Genomic DNA, 22,483 nt, shown 5'->3' with positions numbered 1-22,483 from the left:
AATTTTAAAAACCGCATCAAATCAAGGCTAATAACGAACGTGATGCAATCAGCTATTCATGAAATTTTCATTTTCACAAAAAAAGTGTTGCATTTTAAAATAAATCGAGATATAGTTTGAACATCAAATGATTTGATAATCAAAATATATCGGCAGGTGGTCAAAAGATGGAACCCAATTTAGAAACAGTCAACGATTATTTAGTCAGTGTCTTTAACGACATTTTGACCATCGAAGAATCCGAACTGCAAAAAAGTCAGTTTAAAGATCTTTCGATAAAAGAAATGCACACCATTGAAGCCATCAGCATGTACAAGAAAAAGACCATGTCCGAAGTTGCCAAAGAGTTATCCATTACCGTCGGAACTTTGACAGTAGCTGTCAATAATCTTGTTAAAAAGGGTTATGTTGAACGAATCCGCAGCGAAGATGATCGCCGAGTCGTCAAGCTAGGTCTTACCAAAAAAGGCAAGCTCCTTTATCGGGTCCACCAACATTTCCATCGTGAAATGGTGAAAAATGTCTTAGTGAACATGGACAGCGCAGAAGAACAAGCTCTATTGAAGGCTTTGAAAAATCTGCATGACTATTTACAAGGCTACAAGTAAGAGGTGCAAAGCATGCAATATGGAAAAATCACAGCGATTGCCAAATATGTGCCGGAAAAGCAGGTCAGCAATCATCAGTTAGCCGAGATTATGGATACTAATGATGAATGGATCAACTCCCGCACAGGAATTTCTAATCGGCATCTCGCCGTGACGGAGAACACCTCCGATTTATGTACACAAGTTGCTAGACAGTTGTTGGCGCAAAGTCAGACAACTCCTGCAGAATTAGACTTTATTCTGGTGGCCACTATGACGCCGGATTTTCAAACGCCATCGGTTGCCTGCCAAGTACAAGGGGCAATTGCGGCCGATAATGCCTTTGCCTTCGACTTGAACGCAGCTTGTTCTGGCTTTGTCTATGCCCTGGCGATGGCTGAAAAGCTGATTCGTTCCGGCAGCCGCAAAGGTCTGGTAATTGGCGGAGAAGTTCTTTCCAAGATTCTTGACTGGCAAGACCGGGGAACAGCTGTCCTTTTCGGTGATGGAGCCGGCGGTGTGCTACTAGAAGCTGATGACACTGCGCATATTTTAGCTGAGAAATTAGCAGCTGATGGAAAGCGGGGACTGTCGTTAAAAAGCGGCGGAGCTAGTGGGGGCAATCCCTATGGCCTAGCAGCAGTGGCCAATGAGCCGTTGCAAATGAATGGGCGCGATATTTTTGATTTCGCCGTGCGAGACGTGCCTAAAAATATTCAAGCTGTCCTGAACTTAGCGGAGCTGGAAACGTCGATGGTGGATTATTATCTCCTTCATCAAGCCAACCAGCGCATCGTAGAAAAAATTGCCCGCAAGCTGAAGGAACCATTGACGAAGTTTCCCATGTCAATGGCGACATACGGCAACACATCGGCTGCCAGTATTCCTTTACTGCTGCATGATGAAGTGGCGGCTGGCAACATTACTTTAGGTAGTAACCAAACTTTGGTGTTAACAGGCTTCGGCGGTGGACTCACATGGGGTTCCCTCGTCTTGAAGGTTTAACCTGTTTCATAAAATAAAACTAACAAAATTACGGAGGATTTTACGTATGGTATTCGAAAAAATTCAAGCAATTATCGTGGAAGAACTAGGAAAAGAACCTGAGGAAGTAACTTTAACAACTAAGATCCAAGAAGAATTGGACGCTGATAGCTTAGACTTATTCCAAATCATCAACGAGATCGAAGACGAATTTGATGTGAAAATTGAATCTGAAGACGGTTTGGCGACTGTTCAAGATTTGGTGACTTACGTAGAAAAACAAATGGCATAATCACTGCCGCATAAAAAGGAAAAAAGGGACTGTGGTGACGAAAAAAAGTTGCTACAATCCCGTTTTCCTTATGGTGGTAGAAATTGTAGAAATCCTCACAATACTAAAAAGCACTTATTCGATTATTTTATAAAGGATGAATCTAGATGGAATCTAAAATCACACAATTATTGGGGATCCAATACCCGATTTTTCAAGGCGGGATGGCTTGGGTCGCGGACGCTTCTTTAGCAGGAGCAGTCTCAAAGGCTGGCGGACTAGGTATTATTGGCGCCGGCAATGCACCGCGGGAAGTCGTGGCGGCAGAAATCAAAAAAATCAAAGAAATTACGGATAAACCCTTTGGCGTCAACATTATGTTGTTATCGCCTTTCGCTGACGACATCGTGGACTTAGTCTGCGAAGAAGGGGTCAAAGTTGTCACAACAGGCGCCGGCAATCCAAGCAAACATATGGCGCGTTTTAAAGAATTGGGCATTACCGTCATTCCAGTCGTACCTTCCGTTGCGTTAGGCAAACGGATGGAAAAAATTGGAGCGGATGCTGTAATCGTAGAGGGTATGGAGGCTGGCGGCCATATCGGTAAGCTGACTACCATGAGCTTAGTTCCACAAGTAGTCGATGCTTTAGCAATTCCTGTGATTGCAGCCGGCGGTATTGGCGATGGACGCGGGATGGCAGCGGCCTTTATGTTAGGCGCAGAAGGGGTTCAAGTTGGTACCCGTTTCTTAGTAGCTAAAGAATGTACGGTTCATCAAAACTATAAAGATAAAATCCTGAAAGCGCGCGATATTGATACTGTGGTTACTTGTCAGCATTTCGGTCACCCAGTCCGGGCAGTTAAAAATAAATTAACAAAAGAATACGACAAGCTGGAAAAAGCCGCCTTACAGGCAGAAGATCCTGATTTGACCGCTTTTGATGAACTAGGGCGCGGTGCCTTGCGCAATGCGGTTGTTGATGGCGATGTGGATCATGGGTCAGTCATGGCTGGCCAAATCGCCGGTTTGGTTCAAAAAGAAGAAACCGTGGCAGAAATCATTGAGAGCTTTGTTGCAGAAACGCGCCAAGTCATCGAAGCCAATATGGCCAAATGGGTGGTTCGCGTATGAAAACAGCCTTCTTATTCAGTGGTCAAGGAGCACAATATGCTGGTATGGGCCAAGAGTTAGCTAGCCATGCTATTGTCCGGGAAACTTATGAAGAGGCCAGCGACGTGTTAGGTTATGATATGGCGGCCTTGTGCTTTGAGGAAAACGAGCGCTTGAATGAAACCATGTATACACAACCGGCTATTTTGACTACTAGTGTTGCCTTTTATCGCTTACTAAAGTCAGCGGGCATAACGCCGGATGCGGTTGCTGGGTTAAGTTTAGGGGAATATAGTGCTTTAGTGGCAGCGGAAGCGTTGGATTTTAAAGAGGCAGTTGCATTAGTCGCAAAACGTGGTCGTTTTATGACGGAAGCCGCCCCTAGTGGTACTGGCAAAATGGTGGCCGTAATGAATGCGGATCGGACCTTATTGGAAGAAATCTGTACCCAAGCTAGTACATATGGGATTGTGGCCCCAGCCAATTATAATACACCACAACAAATCGTGATTGGTGGCGAAGTTGCGGCGGTGGACCACGCGCTGGAAATGTTGAAAGCAGCTGGCATTAAGCGGATGATTCCTCTGAATGTTAGCGGCCCGTTCCATACACAGCTATTAGCCCCCGCCGCCCAACAGCTGGAAAAAGAGTTGGCGCAGGTGAAGTTTAGTCCGATGGCTCGCCCTCTTATCAGCAATACGACGGCGCAAATCATGCCAGATGAGGATGTACGTGATTTATTAACCCGCCAAGTTATGTCGGCTGTCCGTTTTGATGATAGTATTCAAACCCTAAAAGCGCTGGGCATTGATACCCTTGTTGAAGTAGGCCCGGGTAAAACGCTAACTGGCTTTTTAAAGAAAATCGATAAACAACTAACTTCGGCGCATGTCGAAGATCAAGCAAGCTATGATGAAGCAATCGCCCTTTTGATGGCGGGGAGGTAAACATGGAAGTACAAGGTAAAAACGTATTAGTGACAGGCTCTACTCGCGGTATCGGCCGCACCATCGCCGAAACCTTTGCACAAGCTGGTGCGAATGTCGTGATCAATGGTCGCTCGCAAATCCCAGAAGATGTTTTAGCAGCGTGCCGCGCCCATGGCGTTCAAGCTGTGGGGGTAACTGGGGACATTAGTAGCTTTGAGGCGGCAAAGGCATTGATTGCCGAAGCCGAAGCGGCACTAGGACCAATTGATATCCTAATCAACAATGCCGGCATCACCAACGACAAATTGGTATTGCGTATGAAAGAAGAAGAATTCAATAGCTGTCTTCAAGTAAATCTGACGGGAACCTTCAATATGACCCAACAAGTCTTGAAGGGCATGATGAAACGCCGTAATGGCCGTATCATCAACTTGGCCTCTGTTTCCGGATTGATTGGCAACGTTGGACAAGCCAACTATGCCGCCAGTAAAGCAGGGGTTGTCGGCTTTACGAAGTCGGTGGCCCGGGAAGTAGCCGCTCGCGGAATTACAGTCAATGCCATTGCACCCGGCTTTATTCAAACTGAAATGACGGAAGTATTATCCGATAAAGTAAAAGAACATATGGAAAAACAAATTCCTGTACAAGCCTTTGGTTGTACAGAGGACGTAGCCAAAGCGGCGCTCTTTTTAGCTCAAAGCCCTTATATCACAGGTCAAGTGCTAAATGTAGACGGCGGCTTGGTGATGCACGGGTAGGAGGTTCGAATGACAAGACGAGTAGTAATTACAGGTTATGGGGTAACATCACCAGTTGGCAACGATGCTGAAAGCTTTTGGCAGTCGCTTAAAAACGGTGAGATTGGGATTGGCCCCATCACAAAGTTTGATGCCACTGAAACAGGCGTCACTTTAGCCGCAGAAGTAAAGGATTTTCCTTTTGATAAATATTTCGTTAAAAAAGATGCTAAACGAATGGATCTAGTGTCGCTATATGGGATTTATGCGGCTATGGAGGCCGTTACCATGAGTGGCATCCAGACTGAAAGCATCGATGTCGACCGCTTTGGCGTGATGGTGGGCTCCGGTATCGGGGGGCTTCAGACGATTCAAGACCAAGTGATTCGTATGCATGACAAAGGACCAAAACGCGTAGCGCCACTCTTTATTCCAATGGCAATCGTGAATATGCCAGCCGGCAATATTGCCTTGCGGGTGGGGGCTAAAGGAATTTGTACGGCCACCGTCACCGCTTGTGCTAGTGCTACCCACTCAATTGGGGAGGCCTTCCGCAATATTAAGCATGGTTATTCAGATGTCATCCTAGCAGGGGGAACAGAAGCCTCTATTACGGAAATTGGGATTTCAGGCTTTGCTTCTTTGACAGCATTGACGGATGCAACGGATCCAGCTAAAGCATCGATTCCCTTTGATAAAAACCGCAATGGCTTTGTGATGGGGGAAGGTGCCGGTATCTTTGTACTGGAAGCATTAGAACATGCTCAAGCCCGCGGCGCTAAAATTTTAGGAGAAGTAGTTGGCTATGGGGCTAACTGCGATGCTTATCATATGACGTCACCAACACCAGATGGCAGTGGCGCGGCTAAAGCTATGCAATTAGCCATGGCAGAAGCGGAAATCACGCCGCAGCAAGTTGGGTATATCAATGCTCACGGCACGAGTACCCAAGCCAATGATAAAGCCGAAAGTCAAGCTATTGCCACAGCTTTGGAGCAGCAGTTTGAGCACGTCTATGTTGGCAGTACTAAGAGTATGACGGGGCACTTACTAGGCGCTGCCGGTGGGATTGAAGCCATCGCCACCTTAAATGCTTTAGAACATCAATACATCCCACCAAGTGTCGGGATTACCGAATTAGATGAAGATATTACGGTTCCAATCGCGCAAGCGGGAACAGCTTATGACTTTGATTATGCCTTAAGCAACTCACTAGGATTTGGCGGGCATAATGCAGTCATCTGTCTAAAACGTTGGGAGGATTAAACGTGCAATTTCAAGAAATCCAAGCCTTAATCGAACAATTTGATCGCTCAGGTTTAAGCGAATTCGCCTTAGAAGACGGTTCTTTCAGTCTGGCGTTGAAAAAGGCTAGTATGACGACTCATTCAGCACCTGTTGAAGCGACAACGGTGCCAATAGTACCGACTGTTTCTACAGTAGAACCTGTAGCAGCACCAGCACCTGTTGCTGGTGCTCTAGAAATCGCTGCTCCTTTAGTTGGCGTAGCTTATTTAAAACCAGCACCAGACAAGCCAGACTTTGTGACAGTTGGTAGCCATGTTTCAGAAGGGGACGTAGTTTGTATCGTAGAAGCGATGAAAATCATGAATGAAATCACTAGCCCCTATACTGGTACCGTCACAGAAATTTTAATTGAAGATGAAGATGTGGTGTCCTATAATCAACCGCTCTTTAAAATTGCGGAGGATAACTAATGGATATCAATGAAATTATGGCGACAATCCCTCACCGTTATCCATTTTTACTCATTGACCGAGTAGAAGAATTGGAAGCTGGTAAGCGGGCAGTTGCTAAGAAAAATGTCACCATCAATGAACCGTTTTTTCAAGGTCATTTTCCGGGAGAACCGGTTATGCCAGGCGTATTGATTTTAGAGGCTTTAGCTCAAGCTGGGGCGGTTGCGCTATTATCAATGTCGGAATTTAAAGGGAAAACAGCCTACTTTGGCGGAATCGACAAAGCAAAATTCCGTCGCAAAGTCGTTCCTGGGGACACATTGACGTTAGAAGTGGAATTGATTAAGGTCAAAGCCGTTGCAGGTGTTGGCAAAGCCGTCGCATATGTCGATGGTAAAAAAGCCTGTGAGGCAGAACTGACCTTTATGATTGGATAGGTGAGATATGTTTTCAAAAGTTTTGATCGCCAATCGTGGCGAAATCGCCGTACGAATCATCCGTGCTTGCCGAGAAATGGGTATCCAAACGGTAGCCGTCTATTCAGAAGCGGATAAAGAAGCTTTACACACACAATTAGCGGATGAAGCCATTTGTATCGGACCAGCCCGCGCAACAGAATCCTACTTAGATGTGCAGCAAGTACTAAGTGCGGCCATCGCCACCAAAGCCGAAGCTATCCATCCTGGATTTGGTTTTCTTTCAGAGAATAGCCAATTTGCGGCTATGTGTGAAGAATGTCAAATTGCTTTTATTGGGCCTAAGTCAGAAACCATTGATGCGATGGGCAATAAAATCAATGCCCGCCGGCTGATGCAAACAGCCAAGGTACCAGTGATTCCCGGCAGTGACGGGGCGTTATCTTCAGCTGAAGAGGCGCTGACGTTAGCCACAGAAATCGGTTATCCTGTCATGCTAAAAGCCGCTGCTGGCGGCGGCGGAAAAGGCATTCGTAAAGTGATGCGGGCTGAAGAGTTAGTGCCGGCGTTTCAGTCAGCACAGCAAGAGGCCAAGGCTTCCTTTGGTGATGATGCGATGTATTTGGAAAAAATCATTTCCCCTGCACGCCATATTGAAGTGCAAATTTTAGGGGATCAATTGGGTCACGTAATCCATCTAGGCGAACGGGATTGTTCTTTACAACGAAATAATCAAAAGGTGATGGAAGAAGCACCCTCCATTGCAATTTCGGCTGAAAAGCGGGAACGCATTGGTGCAGCTGCGGTTCGGGCTGCACAAGCGGTGAATTATGAAAGTGCCGGAACGATTGAATTTTTGATGGATACCGCTGGTGAATTTTATTTCATGGAAATGAACACCCGTATCCAGGTGGAACATCCGATTACCGAAATGATCACAGGAGTGGATTTGGTCAAAGCGCAATTGAAAATCGCCGCTGGCCAGCCGTTAGAATATCAACAAGCCGATATCTGTCTGAAAGGTCATGCCATTGAGTGCCGGATTAATGCGGAGAACCCAGCTTTCAATTTTGCTCCTTCACCAGGAAAAATTGAAAATCTATTATTGCCAAGTGGTGGCTTAGGACTACGGGTGGATAGTGCCGTCTTTTCAGGCTATACAATCCCACCTTACTATGATTCCATGATTGCCAAAGTCATTGTTCACGGTGAAAATCGTTTTGATGCGCTGATGAAAATGCAACGGGCGTTAAACGAACTAGTCACAGACGGTGTCACTACAAATGCAGAATTTCAACTAGATTTGATTGCCAGCGATCAAGTGATTGCTGGAGATTATGATACAACATTTTTACAGGAGCGGTTCTTACCGAATTGGCAGCCTGAAAACTAGAGGAGGATCATGATGGCCCTTTTTAAAAAGAAAAAATACATCCGGATCAACCCTAATCGCGATGCCAAGCCTAGTACTACCCCTTCTGTACCGGATAATATGTGGGCAAAATGTCCTAATTGCAAGCGTACCTTATACGCGAAAGAAATGGGACCTGAAAAGGTTTGTCCCCACTGTGGCTACAATTTCCGCATCAGTGCATGGGAACGCTTGGCACTTTTAATTGATGAAAAAAGCTTTGAGGAGTCGGGTACAGAGCTTGAAACCAAAGACCCGCTGGATTTTCCCGGCTATCTGGATAAACTTAAGGGTTTACGGGAGCAGACTGGCTTACACGAAGCAGTCCTAACTGGGAAAGCCACCATTAATGGTTTACCGCTCTACTTAGGAATCATGGATGCTAATTTTATTATGGGGAGTATGGGGACGGTAGTGGGTGAAAAAATCACCCGTCTTTTTGAACAAGCCTTGGCTGAAAAGCTACCGGTTGTATTGTTCACTGCCTCAGGTGGCGCCCGCATGCAAGAAGGGATTTTCTCTTTGATGCAGATGGCTAAGATCTCAGCTGCAGTGCAACGTTTCCACAAAGCTGGTCTGTTCTATTTAACCGTTTTGACGGATCCTACCACAGGTGGGGTAACGGCTAGTTTTGCGATGGAAGGGGATATTATTTTAGCAGAACCGCAAACGATGATTGGTTTTGCAGGTCGGCGGGTCATTGAACAAACCATCAAGCAAAAATTGCCGGAGGATTTCCAAAAAGCCGAATTTCTACAGGAACATGGTTTTGTTGACGCCATTGTACCGCGGCAACAATTGAAAGATAAGGTTTATCAGCTAGTGGAAATGCATACCATGAAAGGGTGGGACGATGACGAATCAAGCGAATGAAATCGTGAAATTAGCGCGTGAACAGCATCGATTCACCGCTTTAGAATACATTGATGCCTTATTCAGCGATTTTATTGAATTTCATGGGGACCGCTATTATGGCGATGATCATGCCATCGTAGGCGGTATCGCGAAGCTTGCCGGTAAGCCTGTCACGGTAGTTGGCATCCAAAAAGGCCGCGATTTGATGGAAAACATTGACCGTAACTTTGGTGCCCCTCATCCAGAAGGGTACCGCAAAGCTTTGCGTCTTATGAAACAGGCCGAAAAATTTGGTCGTCCGGTCATTACCTTTATCAATACTGCCGGTGCCTATTGTGGTGTAGGCGCGGAAGAGCGTGGCGAAGGCGAGGCCATTGCGCGTAATTTGATGGAAATGAGTGATCTCAAAGTCCCCATTATCGCTATTATTATTGGGGAAGGTGGCAGTGGTGGCGCCTTAGCTTTGGGCGTTGCTGATGAAGTGTGGATGTTGGAGCATACTATCTACGCCATCCTTTCGCCAGAAGGCTTTGCCTCGATTCTTTGGAAAGATGGCAGTCGCGCCGCCGAAGCCGCGGAACTCATGAAAATTACGGCTCCAGAGCTGAAGGAACTTGACGTGATTGACCGGGTTATTCCCGAGACTTTTAATCAAGAAGCCCTCTCTCAAGAAAAAATCAATCGTATGCTAGAAAAGGCCTTGATTGCCAGACTAACAGAACTTAGTCAATTACCACTAGACACGCTGTTGGAAAATCGCTATCAACGCTTCCGCAAGTTTTAGCAACTTTATCATTCATGAATGTCCTGGTGAACCAAATTATCAAGATAAAATCGAGAGAGGTTACATGGAAAAAACTGCTCATGAATCGTGCCTTCTAAGTTAGCCTTGTGCTAGCTTGGAAGGTATTTTTTTGACTAAAAAGGCATAAAAATGCCAACTGGTATCTAATCATCAAAACCACTTTTTTACAATTTCCTTGTAAGAGTAAGATTCCATTGACTTCTATTGGTAGCGGTTTTATAGTGGTCTTGTGGTAGTAACCAGTTAGTGCGGAAAGGGAGGTTTGCGATGGAACGTTCACAAAAGCAGCCACTATATACCCAATTAGTGGACCTTATGAAGGAAAAAATCGAAACGGAGATGGCGCCAAATGAAATTTTGCCTTCCGAGCGTGAATTATCTGAACGTTATGGCTTGAGTCGGACGACGGTGCGGTTGGCGATGCAGGAATTGGAAAAAATGGGTTATATTTATCGCCATCATGGTAAAGGAACCTTTGTTTCAGACCTAAGCAAACAAACCACCAATCTTTCTGGTACCTACAGCTTTACCGAGCAGATGATTTCCATGGGGAAAGTACCGGAGACAAAAATCATTGAACTGGAATCCTTTGAAGCAAATAAATACTTGGCGAGTCAGTTAAATCTCTCTTTAGGGGAACCCATTTTCAAGCTGAAACGGCTCCGTTTAGCCGATGGTCAGCCTATGATGGTGGAACGATCTTATTTACCGGTGAAAAAATTTATGTCCTTGACCAAAGAACAGCTCACTGGCAAACCACTGTATGATATTTTTGCACAGGATTTTCAAGAGCGAATTCGAGTAGCAGATGAGGAATTTTTTGCTAGTATCGCTCGTAGTCAGGATGCCGAACTTTTAGACATTAGCGAAGGTGCGCCCGTCCTGAATTTGATTCGGACTACCTACAACATTAAAAATGAAATCATTGAATATACCCTGAGCGTTGCGCGTGCAGACCAGTTTCGTTATCGCATTCGCCATGTTCGAGAAGATTAGAGGAGGAAATGGAATGTTTGAAAAAACAACGGCAGAGCTAGAAAAGATGGGGGCAGAAATCACCACCCGAGAAATCAAGCAACAGCCGGAATTATGGCAAGAGGCTTTTACTTATTATCAAGCTAATGAAGAGCGGATTCAGGATTTCTTAGAAAAAGTTAAGGCCGATGCGACAGGTCGTATCCGTGTTGTTTTCACTGGAGCGGGTACCTCCCAATATGTCGGCGATACCATCGTGCCTTATTTGAATGAAGAGGGCGATCAAGCTAGCTATCTTTTCCAAAGTATCGGCACCACCGATATTGTGGCATCCCCTCGTGATTACCTTTTTCCGGAAGATACAACGATTTTGGTATCCTTCGCCCGTAGTGGCAATAGCCCAGAGAGCGTTGCAGCAGTAGAAGTAGCGAATCAAGTGGTGAAGAACCTTTACCATTTGACAATTACTTGTGCCCCAGAAGGCGCCTTAGCCAAAGCCGCTGCCGGTAACGAACGCAATTTATTATTGTTGATGCCAAGCCGTTCAAATGATGCCGGCTTTGCCATGACAGGTAGCTTTTCTTGCATGACCTTATCCGCACTATTAGTCTTCGATACGACTGCGACAGCTAAGAAAGCTGATTACGTAGCGGGTATCCAAGCATTAGGGCAAGAAGTGATCCAACGGGAAGCAGAGATTCGAGCAGTGATCGATCGCGATTTTGACCGGATCGTCTATCTAGGTTCTGGTAGCTTAGCCGGCTTGACCCGTGAGGCGCAATTGAAGGTCTTGGAACTGACCGCTGGTAAAGTGGCCACGGTTTTTGACTCATCAATGGGCTTCCGTCACGGTCCTAAATCATTCGTGAACGACAAAACCTTAGTTTTTGATTTTGTTAATAATCGTCCTTACACCCGTCAATACGACTTAGACATTTTAGAAGAAGTCAAAGCCGATGAAATTGCCGCTGGTGTAATCGCCATCGGTCAAAAAGGCGACCATAACTTTAGCGGGGATCAATTTACCTTTACTGCAGAAGTTGCGGCATTACCAGAAGGCTACCTAGCCTTAGCGGACATTTTATTCGCGCAAACAGTCTCATTATTGACTTCTATCAAAGTCGGTAATACGCCAGATACACCATCACCAAGTGGTACCGTTAATCGTGTTGTTAAAGGTGTTACGATCCATCCCTATCAAGCTTAAAGGAGAGAAAGAGTATGTTGACATTAACTAAAGGAAAAAAAGCGGCTATGGACCGCCTATCTACGAAAGACGGGTTGATTGAAGCTCTAGCCATCGACCAACGCGGTGCCTTGAAAAAAATGATCAAGGCCTTAGGAGAAGAACCAACCGGTGAACATATCGAAGCTTTCAAGAAATTGGTATCAGAAGAATTGACCCCTTATGCCTCCTCGATTCTTTTGGATCCAGAATACGGCTTACCAGCAGCCAACGCGCGTCACCAAGAAGCGGGTCTACTATTAGCCTATGAAAAAACCGGTTATGATGCCACAACTCCTGGCCGCTTACCCGATTTGTTAGAAGATTGGTCTGTCCTGCGTTTGAAAGAAAAAGGTGCTGACGCGATCAAGTTCCTTCTATATTATGATGTAGATGAAGATGCGCATATCAACCACTTAAAACATGTCTTTGTGGAACGTTTAGGTAGTGAATGTGCCGCAGAAGATTTACCATTTTACTTGGAATTGGTTTCTTATGATGCCACAATCGAAGATGCCGCTTCAGCTGACTATGCCAAAGTAAAACCCCATAAAGTCATTGAAATGATGAAAGAATTTTCTAAACCACAATATAAAGTGGACGTTTTGAAGGTTGAAGTACCTGTTAACATGAATTTCGTGGAAGGCTTTGGTGAAGAAGTAGTTTATAGCAAAGCAGAAGCGGCCGCTTTCTTTAAAGAACAAAGTGATGCCACTGACTTACCATTTATCTTCCTAAGTGCTGGTGTTTCTACTCAACTTTTCCAAGACACGCTAGTCTTTGCTAAAGAGTCCGGCTCTACGTTCAACGGAGTCTTATGTGGCCGCGCTACTTGGAAAAACGGCGTGGCACCATTTATCCAACAAGATGAAACCGCAACTCGTGAATGGCTACGGACAGAAGGCAAAGCCAATATTGAAAGCTTGAACGAAGTAGTCGCAAAAACAGCCAGCTCATGGCATGATAAAGTGACAGTGATTTAAAAAAATTCAATTTTTAAAAGAGAGAAACTAGCGCTTAAGTGAGTTGTCCTTAAGTGCTAGTTTTTTTGTTTTAACTATTTTATCGCAATAATTAGAGAGTGAAATTTTAACTTAAAACCTAACTATTGATAATGGTTTTTAATCAAGCAATTTAGATAAAAGTAGCACGAAAAAGAAATAAAATATCTTTTATTTATAAAAAATATTGAAATATCATTTCATCGATGGTATTATTATTTTCGTAAACTAATGGGAAAGAGGGGAAAATATGTTAGAGAATTTAACAACAGAGAAACGTAATGAATTCTCAATGTCTTTAGATGAATTATCGATTGAAGATGCAATAACATTATTGAATAATGAAGACTATCATGTGTTAGAGGCGATTGCTGCACAAAAAGAAGAGATTGCTGAAATGATTCGAACAGTTGTTTCCAGAATGGAGGAAGGGGGACGTTTATTTTATTTAGGTGCTGGTACAAGTGGTAGACTAGGAATTTTGGATGCTGCAGAATGTGTACCTACATTTAGCACTGATCCTGAATTAGTTCAGGGCATTATTGCAGGTGGAGAAGTTGCAGTAACGCAAGCAGTTGAAGGTGCGGAAGATTCTCTTACATTAGCCGAAGAAGATTTAATGGCTAGACAATTATCACCTAAAGATATTCTGATTGGAATTAGTGCAAGTGGCCGCACTCCTTATGTTATTGGTGGACTTACATACGCTAGGAAAATAGGCGTTACCACTGGTGCTATTTCATGCAATTCAAATGCTGAAATGAGTCACTATGCAGATCATGCTATCGAATTAGCAGTGGGACCCGAAGTATTGACTGGATCGACCAGGATGAAAGCAGGTACAGCCCAAAAACTAGTTCTAAATGCAATTTCAACTATCACAATGGTACAACTAGGCAAGGTCTATCAAAATCTTATGATTGACGTGAAACCTACGAATGAAAAACTAATTGAGAGAAGTAAACGCATTATTATGGATGCAACAGACGTATCGTATGAGGTTGCAGAAAGTTATTTTGAGAGAGCAAATCAAAAAGTTAAACTAGCCATTACCATGATTTTAACTGGTTATGAAGCAAATGAAGCGGAAAGTTTACTTGCAGAACATAAAGGACATATTCGTAAAGCAATAGGGCATCAACATGTATAAACAATCAAGCGAGGATTTACCGGGTATTAAGACTGATAATTTGGTAAGAAGGATTTGAAATGGTAGAAATAAAAATTCTTAATAACTATAAATATGTTGAATTTTTATTTCTTGTATGTATAATAAAATTGTAAACGATTACGAACGAGGAGATGTTAAAAAATGAAAAAAATGACAGAATTTATCGAGAATCGTATCGCACCACCACTTATTCGCTTTGCAAATTTACGCTATATTCAAGTAATTCAGCGTAATGGATTAGGAATTATGAGTTTGTTAGTTATTGGATCTATGTTCTTATTGGTAGCGTCATTTCCTTATCAGCCTTATTTAGATTTTCTTGGCGATTTCCGGTGGAAAATCGCAGCTGCATCTGGTGTTGGGACATCATTTATTGCTCTTTATACAGTTATTACGACAGCTTATGCGACTATAGAATGGTATAACAAAAATAAAGGAGAAGGAACGGACATTCTACAACCGATGATTTTGGCAGTAGCTTCGTGGTTCCTATTAAATCCTGCCCAAACTGTCCAAACAATTACTGGAACGACCCCAGAAGAACTGGCTGCAAGTGCTCAATCAGTTGCAGAAGGTTCTACTACGGCAGTAGCATTTTCTGGTGTTTCAACAGCTTATCAAGGTGCTTTAGGCGTTTTTGCAGCTATTATTGTTGCTATAGTAACAGTTGAGTTATATCGTTTCTTCGTTCGTCGGAAGCTAACAATAAAACTTCCTGAAAACGTACCTCCAATGGTATCAAATGCATTTAGTGCCCTAATTCCAAGTTTATTTGTTGTTATTTTCTGGTGGATTATTGGATCTGTTTTAGCGCTAAACTTACCTGAAATGATTATGAACATCTTCCAGCCTTTAGTAGTTGTTGGAGATACACCTGTGGCGATGCTAATTGCTACTATTTTGAACCGCGTTCTATGGTCAGTGGGAATTCATGGTGGAAATATCGTAAGTGGGGTTGCTGGTACTTTCTGGACACAAATGGTAGCAGAAAATCAAACCGCTTTCCAATTAGGCGAAACATTGCCACACATCTACACAAGTATTTTCCAAGATAACTATGTCATGATTGGACTGGCACCATTATGCTTGGCTTTATTGTTAGCAAAATCAAAGAGATACCGCTCAATGGGGGGCTTATCTACAGCTCCGGCATTATTCAATATTGGTGAGCCACTTATTTTTGGTCTACCTATCATGCTGAATCCACTAATGATGATTCCGTTTGTATTAGGCCCAGTTATTATGAACGTTTTAGCGATTATTCTAGTTTCTCTGAAATGGATTCCAATTCCTGTCCTATCAGTTCCATGGATTACACCAGCACCAATCAAAGCCTTCTTATCTACCGGGGGAGACTGGCGTGCGCTAGCCTTTGTATTAGCGGGCTGGGTCATTAATTTCTTGATTTTCTATCCATTTGTTGTAGCGCTCGATCGCCAAGAACGTGAAGTTGAGAAAGAGGATTCAGCAAAAAAACTAGCAAATCGTAATTTGGCAGAAGGAATTGCAGATAATAGCTAACGAAATCTGGAGGGCAAAAAATGTTAGGAATTTCAACATATCTCAAAGATTTGGATATTCAATATTTAGAAGAGGCTGCGAAAATTGGAGCGAAGTATGTGTTTACTTCGCTCCATATTCCAGAAGAAGATTTTTCTGATCTAAATGAAAAATTGCCACTTCTGTTAAAAACATGTAAAGAAAATGGGTTACTTTTAGTACCGGACGTTTCTCCAGTAACTTTTGAAAAGTTAGGTATTGTGTCTGGCGACATGGCAGCCCTAAAAAAACTTGGTATCCAGGCTGTCCGTCTTGATTATGGATTTGATGATGTTAGACAGCTAGTAGAATGGCAGCAAGATTTTCATCTGTTTTTAAATGCTAGTATTGTTTCCAGTGCGTTTTTAGATAGTGCCGAAGAGGCCGGACTTGATTTGACTAAAATTCAACTGGCACACAATTTTTATCCAAAACAAGATACAGGGCTTTCAGAAGCAAGCTTTATCAAAGATAATCGAAAATTCCAAGAGCGCCATTTGAATATTTTAGGCTTCGTTCCTGGTGATCGATTGAAGCGTTTCCCGCTGTATCAAGGACTGCCTACACTTGAAAAACACCGCGATGTGCATCCATTTGTAGCGGCAGTAGAGCTTAGCTATAGTATGGGTGTTCATAATATCTTAATTGGAGATAGCCTGGCAGAATTATCAACACTGAAGATGATTCATAAATATTTGGCAGAAAAGGTTATGACAATTCCTGTATTGTTATCAAAAGAATATCATGAATTATATAATACGACTTTTGATGTTAGAAAAGATATACCAGAACGTGTTATCCGCTTGGCTACCCCGAGAATTCCAGATATCCCTATTCGAAAGACGCTCGCACGAAGAAAAGGTATGATTACTATGGAGAATGGGTTAGGCGGACGTTACAGTGGAGAAATAAACTTATGTAAAAGGGACTTGCAATTTTCTGCTTCTACCAACTGTATTGGATTCGTCCATCCTGAGTTTGTCGATGTATTACAGTGGATTGATCGAACAACAAAAATTGTGTTTGTCCCATTAGATGCTTTATAGAAGGTGAATTGATGGATACAACAGCTATTAGAAAATTAGTCGGTCGTCACTTTGTTGTTGGCTTTGACGGCTTAGAGGTAAATGATTCAATTAGGGAAATGATTCAAACGTATTATGTAGGTTCAATTATTCTATTTAGCCGGAATATTGAATCTCCTAAACAAGTATTTCAGCTTATTCAGGAATTGCAGCAATTGGCAGAGGAAGCGGGATACGTTCATCCTATTTTGATTTCTGTTGACCAAGAAAATGGCGTGATTCGTCGACTAGTCAACGGTATGAGTCTCTTGCCGGGCGCCATGTCGCTGGGAAGTACGCAAAATCCTCTATATGCGGAGGAAAGTTACCGTGCGTCTGCGGAAGAGCTTTCTAAACTTGGTATAACTTGGAATTTAGCCCCAGTTGCTGATGTGAACAATAATCCCGATAATCCCGTTATCGGCGTTCGTTCTTTTGGCGATAATCCTAAGATTGCTGCAAATTTTGTAGCCAATGCCGTTGAAGGGATTCAACGAGAGATAGCTGCAACATTGAAACATTTTCCAGGTCATGGTGATACTACGGTGGATTCACATCTTTCGCTACCGATAATTGAACATGACCTAACACATCTTCGTCAGAATGAATTTATTCCTTTTAAATCTGGTATAAAGGTTGGTGCTGCATCAATAATGTTGGCACATGTCTATTTTCCAAAAATCGAAGCAGAGCGGCTACCTGCCAGCCTGTCTAATAAAGTTGTAAATATTCTGCGAAAGGAGCTTGATTATCAGGGTGTTATTGTAACTGATTGCCTTGAAATGAATGCGATAGCAGAAACAATTGGTACTGAAAACGCAGGTGTGAAGGCTTTAGAAAATGGAATCGATATAGCAATGATCTCACATACCTTTGAGAAGCAGGCTAGTACAATTAAACGGGCTATCAAAAAAGCTACTGAAGATTCTGCATTTCTTACAATCCTTAAGGAGTCGGATAAAAGGGTATTAGCTTTTTATCAGAAATATGGACGTTGGACAAATCAGGAAACTTTTGATTCTGATAATTTTTTAGCGATGGTAAACAACCATGAAAAGTTAGCAAGAGAGATTTACCAAAAGAGTGAGATGTTTTCACAAATGCCTTCGATAACGTGGAAAAAGGATGAATCCTTGCTCGTTATTACTTTTGAAAATACCATTTTTTCAAAAGTAGAAGATCCTAATCATTTAGCAGTTCCTTTGGAAAAAGTAATAAGCGAGTATAGTGATAACTTTCGAATTTATACTGTTTCTAATGAAGATACCGTTGAAACTACTATAAAAAAGATTGGCGATATCTCTTCTTCATACGATCACCTATTGATGACAACATATAATATCCGTTCTGATAAAGATAAGCAAGCTCTGATTTATCAAGCTTTACATGAAAAAATAAGTGAAATTGCGCTTATCGCTTTAAGAAATCCATATGATGCTAAATGGGTTTCTGATTTATTTGCGTATATTACACCTTTTGAGTTTACAGAAGAAGCAGTCAGAGTAGCAGTTGCTGGTCTTTATAAAGGAGTCGAGAGCAAATAAAATGGACGATATTGCTCGTTATTTAGAAGAGGGGGTACAACAGTCCATTTTTTCTTGTGGAGTACTTGTTGTCTTTAACAAACAAGGGCCCCTTCTTGTCGAATCTATTGGAAAAGATGCTGATAACAGGACGCCAACCATAAATACGCGGTTTGACTTAGCTTCATTAACAAAAGTAGTGGCTACGTTACCGTTAATTTTAGATTTACTAGAAGAGAATAGTATTTCTTTAGATGGTATCGTTCAAGATTATCTAACAGAATTTGAAGGACATCCTTATGGAAAACTTTCTGTCTATTCCCTTCTAAGACATTCGGCGGGTTTACCTGCACACATTAGGTTTTATGAGCAAAAAGAACAAAATCCTCTGAAAGCATTATTGCAGCAAACTACGCAATCTGAACCTGATAAACAAGTGGTTTACAGTGATACAGGCTATATCTTGTTGGGACTGATTATTGAGCGTATGAACAAAGAAATACTTGCTGAAAGTGCACATAGAGTATTTCTTAAACTGGGAATGGGAAATACTAATTTTAGCTCTGACGATGGTATCCCTACCAGAGTTATAGGCGCAGTCGATGACGGAAATGCACGTTTTTTTAATAGAAACACTGGTCATGCGGGACTATTTGGCACGGCACGTGATCTTGCTCGCTATTTACAGTTTTGGGATTCTAGTTCAGCTTCTTTCTATTTAAAAGCAATGGAACTTCAGACTGAAACATTGGGGGATCGAAGAGGTCTTGGCTGGGTCTTAAGTGGAGGAAAACAATCCTTTTTTGAAGGCTTCTCAACAAATACAATTGGTCATACAGGTTATACAGGTACTAGTATAATGCTTGATAAGAACGCGCATATTGGGATCGTATTTTTGACTAATCGGGTATTGTGCGGAACAGATCAACGTTTTATCTCATATCGTAAAGAATTACATCGCTATTTACGTGAGTTTCTGGAACTTGAAAATCAGTATTCATTGAGGGAGCCAATTGCATAAAAGAGGTATGTAGAAGTCGAATGGAATTCTACATACCTCTTTTTACTGATAATAGCTTATAAATAATCTTTTCTAAATAAGTCTATGGCTTCGCTGGAACGGCGGATATGGTCTGCATTGCTTGGGTTGCGACTAATAAAAAGATAGAACAGAATATCAACCGCTAGAAATTGGGCGATAATTGAATCAGTTGCTGCACTACGGTTTGAAGATTCTTTTGGATTGGATACTTGTAGTGGAACAGTTGCTAATTTACTTAATGGATTAGGACCAAATCTTGTTAGTGTAATTAAGGGGATACCTAGTTGTTTGGCTGTTTTAGCATAGCCAATAATTTCTGGCGTAGTTCCAGAATTAGAAACAAGCCAAAGAACGGTTTTTTTAGAGGCATTTGTCAGCTGTGGAACTAACGAGTTATAGTCATTCTCCACCGTAATATTTGTTCCAATACGGCCCCATTTTTGCGAAATATCTTCTGCCACCAAATGGGAGGCACCACTTCCAGCAACGATTATTCTGCTGGCACGCTCTAAATGTTCGGCTGCCTTTAACAATAGTCGTTCATCTAGCAGTTTGGCGGTTTCGTGAATGGTTAACTGAGCATTTTGACTCAATTTATTTTTCAAGCTCGCTATACTTTCATTAAGTGCAACGTCTGCATAACCATCTGGATTGAAGTTTTGCTGTAAATCGGTAGACAGCCTAATCTTAAATTCCGTAAGACTATTAAAGCCAATTTTTTTTGCAAAACGAACAACGGTCGGCGCACTAACCGAGCTAGCATTTGCAATTTGCTCAGCGGTCATTGTGGCAATTTGTTCGGGATTTTCTTTTATAAAGTCAAAAATTTTTTTTTCGGCACTGGACAGTTCAGTTTGGATACTTTGAATCCGAGAAAGAACGCTCATAGTAGCACCTTCCTTTCAGAAAAATTATAACATATAAGAGAAGTACTAAAGTACTTGTGCGCTGTAAAAAAGTAAAGAAACTAGAAAGAGGGTTGGAAAGATGAACTTTATTATTTGTGGAGATTGTGGTGGAACAAAATCTGTGTTCTCAGCCTATACGAATACGGGAGATTTGATAAACGAAATTATTTCGGGACCAGGTAATGTAGTTGCGGATAAGAGCGGCGCACTGGATACCATTACTGAAAGCTTAGCGAAGCTGCTTACCCAGCTCAATGGCGAATGTCAAGCAATTATCCTGGGGATTGCTGGTCTGGATACTTCTGGCTATGAGGAGGAGTTACAGCAAAAGTGGAGTCGTTTTGGCATCCCTTTGTTTTTAATGAATGACGCTAAGCTAGCGTTGTATGCAAAGCTAAAAGGCGAGGATGGCGCGCTTCTGATTTCTGGCACAGGTTCGGTGGGATATTTGAAATATAAAGGTCAATTTTTTCGTGCAGGCGGCTGGGGGCACATTCTTGGTGACGAGGGCAGTGGCTATTGGCTTGGAAAGCAAGCCTATAAGCAGGTCGTAGAAGATATTGATCGGCGAATGATCACGCCGTTTACTTCAGCTTTTATAAAATGGTTAGGCTTTTCAACTCCAACGGAAGCAGTTCGTCAGTTTTATCACTTGAATAAGGAGGAGGTTGCAAATGCGGCAGTCTTTGTTGCAGGTTCACAAACTGAGACAGCCTTGAAATTGCAGCAGCAAGCAGGGAAACATTTAGCTCAATTGATTGATTTTTTGTGCGTAAATCATAATGAGCCAATTGTCGTTGCGTTGACTGGGTCTGTGCTGGAGAAAAATGAAAAGGTAAGGGCAGCGCTGAGAGAACATTTGGCAATTCCTAAAACGACCCTAATAGTTTCTGAAACACCCATAACATTAGGTGGCTGGTACTACTGGAAGGAGCAGCGATGAAAGCAATTGGTTTAATGAGTGGGACCTCGTTAGACGGGGTTGATGTAGCATTGGTAGATATTTATAGTAAAGAGGATAGTTTGTCTGTGGAATTATTGAAATTTCAAACTTATGATTATTCAGCTGAGCTGTTATCTCTTTTAAAGAAAGTAATCAATGACGCTCAGGTTACGCTTCAAGAGATATCCTATTTGAACTTTGCATTAGGAGAATTATATAGCCAGTGTTGCTTACAATTATGTGCGGAGGCTAGTATTTCCTGTGAAGAGTTGTCGTTTATTGCTAGTCACGGTCAAACGTTATATCACCAACCTGAAAAACAAGACATGTATACATCTAATACTTTTCAAGTAGGTGAATCTGCTATCATAGCGCAACGACTACAGACGACAGTCGTTTCTAATTTCCGTGAAGCGGATATGGCAGCTGGTGGTCAGGGCGCGCCAATCGTACCCTTTTCAGAAATTCTGCTTTATCGTACGCACGAAAAAAATCGGATTTTACAAAACATTGGCGGAATCGGTAATTTGACCTTTATAAAAAAGGATGCCCAGTTGGAAGATGTTATTGCTTTTGATACTGGGCCTGGCAATATGGTCATTGACGCTCTGACAAAGCACTTTTTCAATCAAGCATATGATAAAGATGGAAGCTATGGCGAGCGAGGGGTGCCTAATCGAGTTTTTGTAGAAAAGTATATGAATATGCCTTACTTTAAACAACCTTTCCCCAAAACTACAGGTAGAGAAATGTTTGGGCAACATTTTGTTGAGCAGATTCTACAAGAATGGTCCATGTCGCCAGTCGATTTTATTGCTTCTGCCACCTTATTTACGGCTAAATCAATTGCATATCATGTAAAACAACTTGTAAACGAACAAACTGAATTGATCGTTGGCGGTGGTGGGGCCTATAACCCTACGCTACTTAAAATGTTAAGAGAGGAACTACCAGCGTCTATTAGTGTGATAACGCAAGAAGACTTAGGGATCTCTTCAGACGCTAAAGAAGCTGTCGCGATGGCTATTTTAGGTAAATATACTTTGGAAGCTCATGCAAATAATGTGCCCAATGCTACTGGAGCAAATAGCTCCGTTATACTAGGAAAAATCACGTTATATTAATTTTGAAAGTGCTGATTAACTCATACGGCTATTACCTAGAAAGCAACCTTGCAAGCTGCAATTAGGTAAATGGTCGGTGATAGGTCAGCGCTTTTTTAGTATAAAAAATAGGTTTCTTTTTGACAAAAATCCCCCTTTCTTGGCTTAATAGTATATAGAAG

Annotated in this window: 23 protein-coding genes; 22 read left to right on the top strand and 1 reads right to left on the bottom strand. The window is 42.4% G+C overall.

Annotation, left to right across the window (positions count from 1 at the left end; all coding sequences use genetic code 11):
- The first annotated feature begins 167 nt into the window (after nucleotides 1–167).
- From fabT to ECA01S_RS03085, 20 genes are all read left to right on the top strand, one after another.
- Nucleotides 168–608, top strand: coding sequence for a fatty acid biosynthesis transcriptional regulator FabT (fabT, locus tag ECA01S_RS03180; RefSeq protein ID WP_067390927.1), 441 nt, complete (start codon nucleotides 168–170; stop codon nucleotides 606–608).
- Nucleotides 609–620: 12 nt separating this feature from the next.
- Entirely contained in the window at nucleotides 621–1,592 is a 972-nt protein-coding gene (locus ECA01S_RS03175) for a beta-ketoacyl-ACP synthase III (protein ID WP_067390922.1), read from the top strand.
- Between the two features lie 46 nt (nucleotides 1,593–1,638).
- Nucleotides 1,639–1,863 (top strand): acyl carrier protein, encoded by a 225-nt coding sequence (locus tag ECA01S_RS03170; RefSeq protein WP_067390919.1) that lies wholly within the window; start codon nucleotides 1,639–1,641, stop codon nucleotides 1,861–1,863.
- 146 nt (nucleotides 1,864–2,009) lie between these two features.
- A complete protein-coding gene (gene fabK, locus ECA01S_RS03165) occupies nucleotides 2,010–2,975 on the top strand; it encodes an enoyl-[acyl-carrier-protein] reductase FabK (RefSeq protein WP_067390916.1) in 966 nt (321 codons plus the stop codon).
- Nucleotides 2,972–3,901 (top strand): ACP S-malonyltransferase, encoded by a 930-nt coding sequence (gene fabD / locus ECA01S_RS03160; RefSeq protein ID WP_067390913.1) that lies wholly within the window; start codon nucleotides 2,972–2,974, stop codon nucleotides 3,899–3,901. Before fabK ends, fabD begins: the two co-directional genes overlap by 4 nt.
- A 2-nt stretch (nucleotides 3,902–3,903) precedes the next feature.
- Nucleotides 3,904–4,641, top strand: coding sequence for a 3-oxoacyl-[acyl-carrier-protein] reductase (gene fabG / locus ECA01S_RS03155; RefSeq protein ID WP_067390910.1), 738 nt, complete (start codon nucleotides 3,904–3,906; stop codon nucleotides 4,639–4,641).
- Nucleotides 4,642–4,650: 9 nt separating this feature from the next.
- Entirely contained in the window at nucleotides 4,651–5,886 is a 1,236-nt protein-coding gene (fabF, locus tag ECA01S_RS03150) for a beta-ketoacyl-ACP synthase II (protein WP_067390908.1), read from the top strand.
- A gap of 2 nt (nucleotides 5,887–5,888) precedes the next feature.
- Nucleotides 5,889–6,338, top strand: a complete 450-nt coding sequence (gene accB, locus ECA01S_RS03145; RefSeq protein WP_067390905.1) for an acetyl-CoA carboxylase biotin carboxyl carrier protein — start codon at nucleotides 5,889–5,891, stop codon at nucleotides 6,336–6,338.
- Nucleotides 6,338–6,757, top strand: coding sequence for a 3-hydroxyacyl-ACP dehydratase FabZ (gene fabZ / locus ECA01S_RS03140; protein WP_067390902.1), 420 nt, complete (start codon nucleotides 6,338–6,340; stop codon nucleotides 6,755–6,757). The genes accB and fabZ overlap by 1 nt, the downstream gene beginning before the upstream one ends.
- Before the next feature lie 7 nt (nucleotides 6,758–6,764).
- Nucleotides 6,765–8,129: an acetyl-CoA carboxylase biotin carboxylase subunit gene (locus ECA01S_RS03135; RefSeq protein WP_067390899.1), complete on the top strand. Its 1,365-nt coding sequence runs from the start codon at nucleotides 6,765–6,767 to the stop codon at nucleotides 8,127–8,129.
- A gap of 12 nt (nucleotides 8,130–8,141) precedes the next feature.
- The gene (gene accD, locus ECA01S_RS03130) at nucleotides 8,142–9,020 is read left to right on the top strand and encodes an acetyl-CoA carboxylase, carboxyltransferase subunit beta (protein WP_067390896.1); all 879 of its coding nucleotides are present in this window, start codon (nucleotides 8,142–8,144) and stop codon (nucleotides 9,018–9,020) included.
- Nucleotides 9,001–9,786, top strand: a complete 786-nt coding sequence (locus ECA01S_RS03125; RefSeq protein WP_067390892.1) for an acetyl-CoA carboxylase carboxyl transferase subunit alpha — start codon at nucleotides 9,001–9,003, stop codon at nucleotides 9,784–9,786. Before accD ends, ECA01S_RS03125 begins: the two co-directional genes overlap by 20 nt.
- 288 nt (nucleotides 9,787–10,074) lie before the next feature.
- Nucleotides 10,075–10,803 carry a GntR family transcriptional regulator gene (locus ECA01S_RS03120; protein ID WP_067390889.1) on the top strand — a complete coding sequence of 243 codons (729 nt, stop codon included), beginning with the start codon at nucleotides 10,075–10,077 and terminating at the stop codon, nucleotides 10,801–10,803.
- A gap of 13 nt (nucleotides 10,804–10,816) precedes the next feature.
- Nucleotides 10,817–11,989 carry an SIS domain-containing protein gene (locus ECA01S_RS03115; RefSeq protein WP_067390886.1) on the top strand — a complete coding sequence of 391 codons (1,173 nt, stop codon included), beginning with the start codon at nucleotides 10,817–10,819 and terminating at the stop codon, nucleotides 11,987–11,989.
- Nucleotides 11,990–12,003: 14 nt separating this feature from the next.
- Complete coding sequence (lacD, locus tag ECA01S_RS03110) at nucleotides 12,004–12,990, top strand: tagatose-bisphosphate aldolase (RefSeq protein ID WP_067390884.1); 987 nt, start codon at nucleotides 12,004–12,006, stop codon at nucleotides 12,988–12,990.
- Between the two features lie 268 nt (nucleotides 12,991–13,258).
- Nucleotides 13,259–14,158 (top strand): N-acetylmuramic acid 6-phosphate etherase, encoded by a 900-nt coding sequence (murQ, locus tag ECA01S_RS03105; protein ID WP_067390881.1) that lies wholly within the window; start codon nucleotides 13,259–13,261, stop codon nucleotides 14,156–14,158.
- A 162-nt stretch (nucleotides 14,159–14,320) separates the two neighbouring features.
- Nucleotides 14,321–15,700, top strand: coding sequence for a PTS sugar transporter subunit IIC (locus ECA01S_RS03100; RefSeq protein ID WP_071858987.1), 1,380 nt, complete (start codon nucleotides 14,321–14,323; stop codon nucleotides 15,698–15,700).
- A 20-nt stretch (nucleotides 15,701–15,720) separates the two neighbouring features.
- On the top strand, nucleotides 15,721–16,764 hold the full coding sequence (locus tag ECA01S_RS03095) for a MupG family TIM beta-alpha barrel fold protein (RefSeq protein WP_067390878.1): 1,044 nt from the start codon (nucleotides 15,721–15,723) through the stop codon (nucleotides 16,762–16,764).
- An 11-nt stretch (nucleotides 16,765–16,775) separates the two neighbouring features.
- Nucleotides 16,776–18,326: a glycoside hydrolase family 3 N-terminal domain-containing protein gene (locus ECA01S_RS03090; protein ID WP_082703227.1), complete on the top strand. Its 1,551-nt coding sequence runs from the start codon at nucleotides 16,776–16,778 to the stop codon at nucleotides 18,324–18,326.
- Nucleotide 18,327: 1 nt separating this feature from the next.
- The gene (locus ECA01S_RS03085; RefSeq protein ID WP_067390872.1) at nucleotides 18,328–19,326 is read left to right on the top strand and encodes a serine hydrolase domain-containing protein; all 999 of its coding nucleotides are present in this window, start codon (nucleotides 18,328–18,330) and stop codon (nucleotides 19,324–19,326) included.
- Nucleotides 19,327–19,382: 56 nt separating this feature from the next.
- Here ECA01S_RS03085 and ECA01S_RS03080 read toward each other — a convergent pair whose 3' ends face one another.
- The gene (locus ECA01S_RS03080) at nucleotides 19,383–20,234 is read right to left on the bottom strand and encodes a MurR/RpiR family transcriptional regulator (protein ID WP_067390870.1); all 852 of its coding nucleotides are present in this window, start codon (nucleotides 20,232–20,234) and stop codon (nucleotides 19,383–19,385) included.
- Between the two features lie 100 nt (nucleotides 20,235–20,334).
- Here ECA01S_RS03080 and ECA01S_RS03075 point away from each other — a divergent pair, with 100 nt between their 5' ends.
- Nucleotides 20,335–21,198: an N-acetylglucosamine kinase gene (locus tag ECA01S_RS03075; protein ID WP_067390866.1), complete on the top strand. Its 864-nt coding sequence runs from the start codon at nucleotides 20,335–20,337 to the stop codon at nucleotides 21,196–21,198.
- Complete coding sequence (gene anmK / locus ECA01S_RS03070; RefSeq protein WP_067390864.1) at nucleotides 21,195–22,322, top strand: anhydro-N-acetylmuramic acid kinase AnmK; 1,128 nt, start codon at nucleotides 21,195–21,197, stop codon at nucleotides 22,320–22,322. Before ECA01S_RS03075 ends, anmK begins: the two co-directional genes overlap by 4 nt.
- Nucleotides 22,323–22,483 lie beyond the last annotated feature (161 nt).

It is taken from the genome of Enterococcus canis NBRC 100695, assembly GCF_001544375.1.
GTDB classification, from domain to species: Bacteria; Bacillota; Bacilli; order Lactobacillales; family Enterococcaceae; genus Enterococcus_H; species Enterococcus_H canis.
This window is presented reverse-complemented; position numbering and strand designations above follow the sequence as displayed.

Excerpts from the sequence above, each read along its gene's own strand:
- fabT (WP_067390927.1), top strand. The coding sequence starts at position 168 with ATGGAACCCAATTTAGAAACAGTCAACGATTATTTAGTCAGTGTCTTT.
- ECA01S_RS03175 (WP_067390922.1), top strand. The coding sequence starts at position 621 with ATGCAATATGGAAAAATCACAGCGATTGCCAAATATGTGCCGGAAAAG.
- ECA01S_RS03170 (WP_067390919.1), top strand. The coding sequence starts at position 1,639 with ATGGTATTCGAAAAAATTCAAGCAATTATCGTGGAAGAACTAGGAAAA.
- fabK (WP_067390916.1), top strand. The coding sequence starts at position 2,010 with ATGGAATCTAAAATCACACAATTATTGGGGATCCAATACCCGATTTTT.
- fabD (WP_067390913.1), top strand. The coding sequence starts at position 2,972 with ATGAAAACAGCCTTCTTATTCAGTGGTCAAGGAGCACAATATGCTGGT.
- fabG (WP_067390910.1), top strand. The coding sequence starts at position 3,904 with ATGGAAGTACAAGGTAAAAACGTATTAGTGACAGGCTCTACTCGCGGT.
- fabF (WP_067390908.1), top strand. The coding sequence starts at position 4,651 with ATGACAAGACGAGTAGTAATTACAGGTTATGGGGTAACATCACCAGTT.
- fabZ (WP_067390902.1), top strand. The coding sequence starts at position 6,338 with ATGGATATCAATGAAATTATGGCGACAATCCCTCACCGTTATCCATTT.
- ECA01S_RS03135 (WP_067390899.1), top strand. The coding sequence starts at position 6,765 with ATGTTTTCAAAAGTTTTGATCGCCAATCGTGGCGAAATCGCCGTACGA.
- accD (WP_067390896.1), top strand. The coding sequence starts at position 8,142 with ATGGCCCTTTTTAAAAAGAAAAAATACATCCGGATCAACCCTAATCGC.
- ECA01S_RS03125 (WP_067390892.1), top strand. The coding sequence starts at position 9,001 with ATGACGAATCAAGCGAATGAAATCGTGAAATTAGCGCGTGAACAGCAT.
- ECA01S_RS03120 (WP_067390889.1), top strand. The coding sequence starts at position 10,075 with ATGGAACGTTCACAAAAGCAGCCACTATATACCCAATTAGTGGACCTT.
- ECA01S_RS03115 (WP_067390886.1), top strand. The coding sequence starts at position 10,817 with ATGTTTGAAAAAACAACGGCAGAGCTAGAAAAGATGGGGGCAGAAATC.
- lacD (WP_067390884.1), top strand. The coding sequence starts at position 12,004 with ATGTTGACATTAACTAAAGGAAAAAAAGCGGCTATGGACCGCCTATCT.
- murQ (WP_067390881.1), top strand. The coding sequence starts at position 13,259 with ATGTTAGAGAATTTAACAACAGAGAAACGTAATGAATTCTCAATGTCT.
- ECA01S_RS03100 (WP_071858987.1), top strand. The coding sequence starts at position 14,321 with ATGAAAAAAATGACAGAATTTATCGAGAATCGTATCGCACCACCACTT.
- ECA01S_RS03095 (WP_067390878.1), top strand. The coding sequence starts at position 15,721 with ATGTTAGGAATTTCAACATATCTCAAAGATTTGGATATTCAATATTTA.
- ECA01S_RS03090 (WP_082703227.1), top strand. The coding sequence starts at position 16,776 with ATGGATACAACAGCTATTAGAAAATTAGTCGGTCGTCACTTTGTTGTT.
- ECA01S_RS03085 (WP_067390872.1), top strand. The coding sequence starts at position 18,328 with ATGGACGATATTGCTCGTTATTTAGAAGAGGGGGTACAACAGTCCATT.
- ECA01S_RS03080 (WP_067390870.1), bottom strand. The coding sequence starts at position 20,234 with ATGAGCGTTCTTTCTCGGATTCAAAGTATCCAAACTGAACTGTCCAGT.
- ECA01S_RS03075 (WP_067390866.1), top strand. The coding sequence starts at position 20,335 with ATGAACTTTATTATTTGTGGAGATTGTGGTGGAACAAAATCTGTGTTC.
- anmK (WP_067390864.1), top strand. The coding sequence starts at position 21,195 with ATGAAAGCAATTGGTTTAATGAGTGGGACCTCGTTAGACGGGGTTGAT.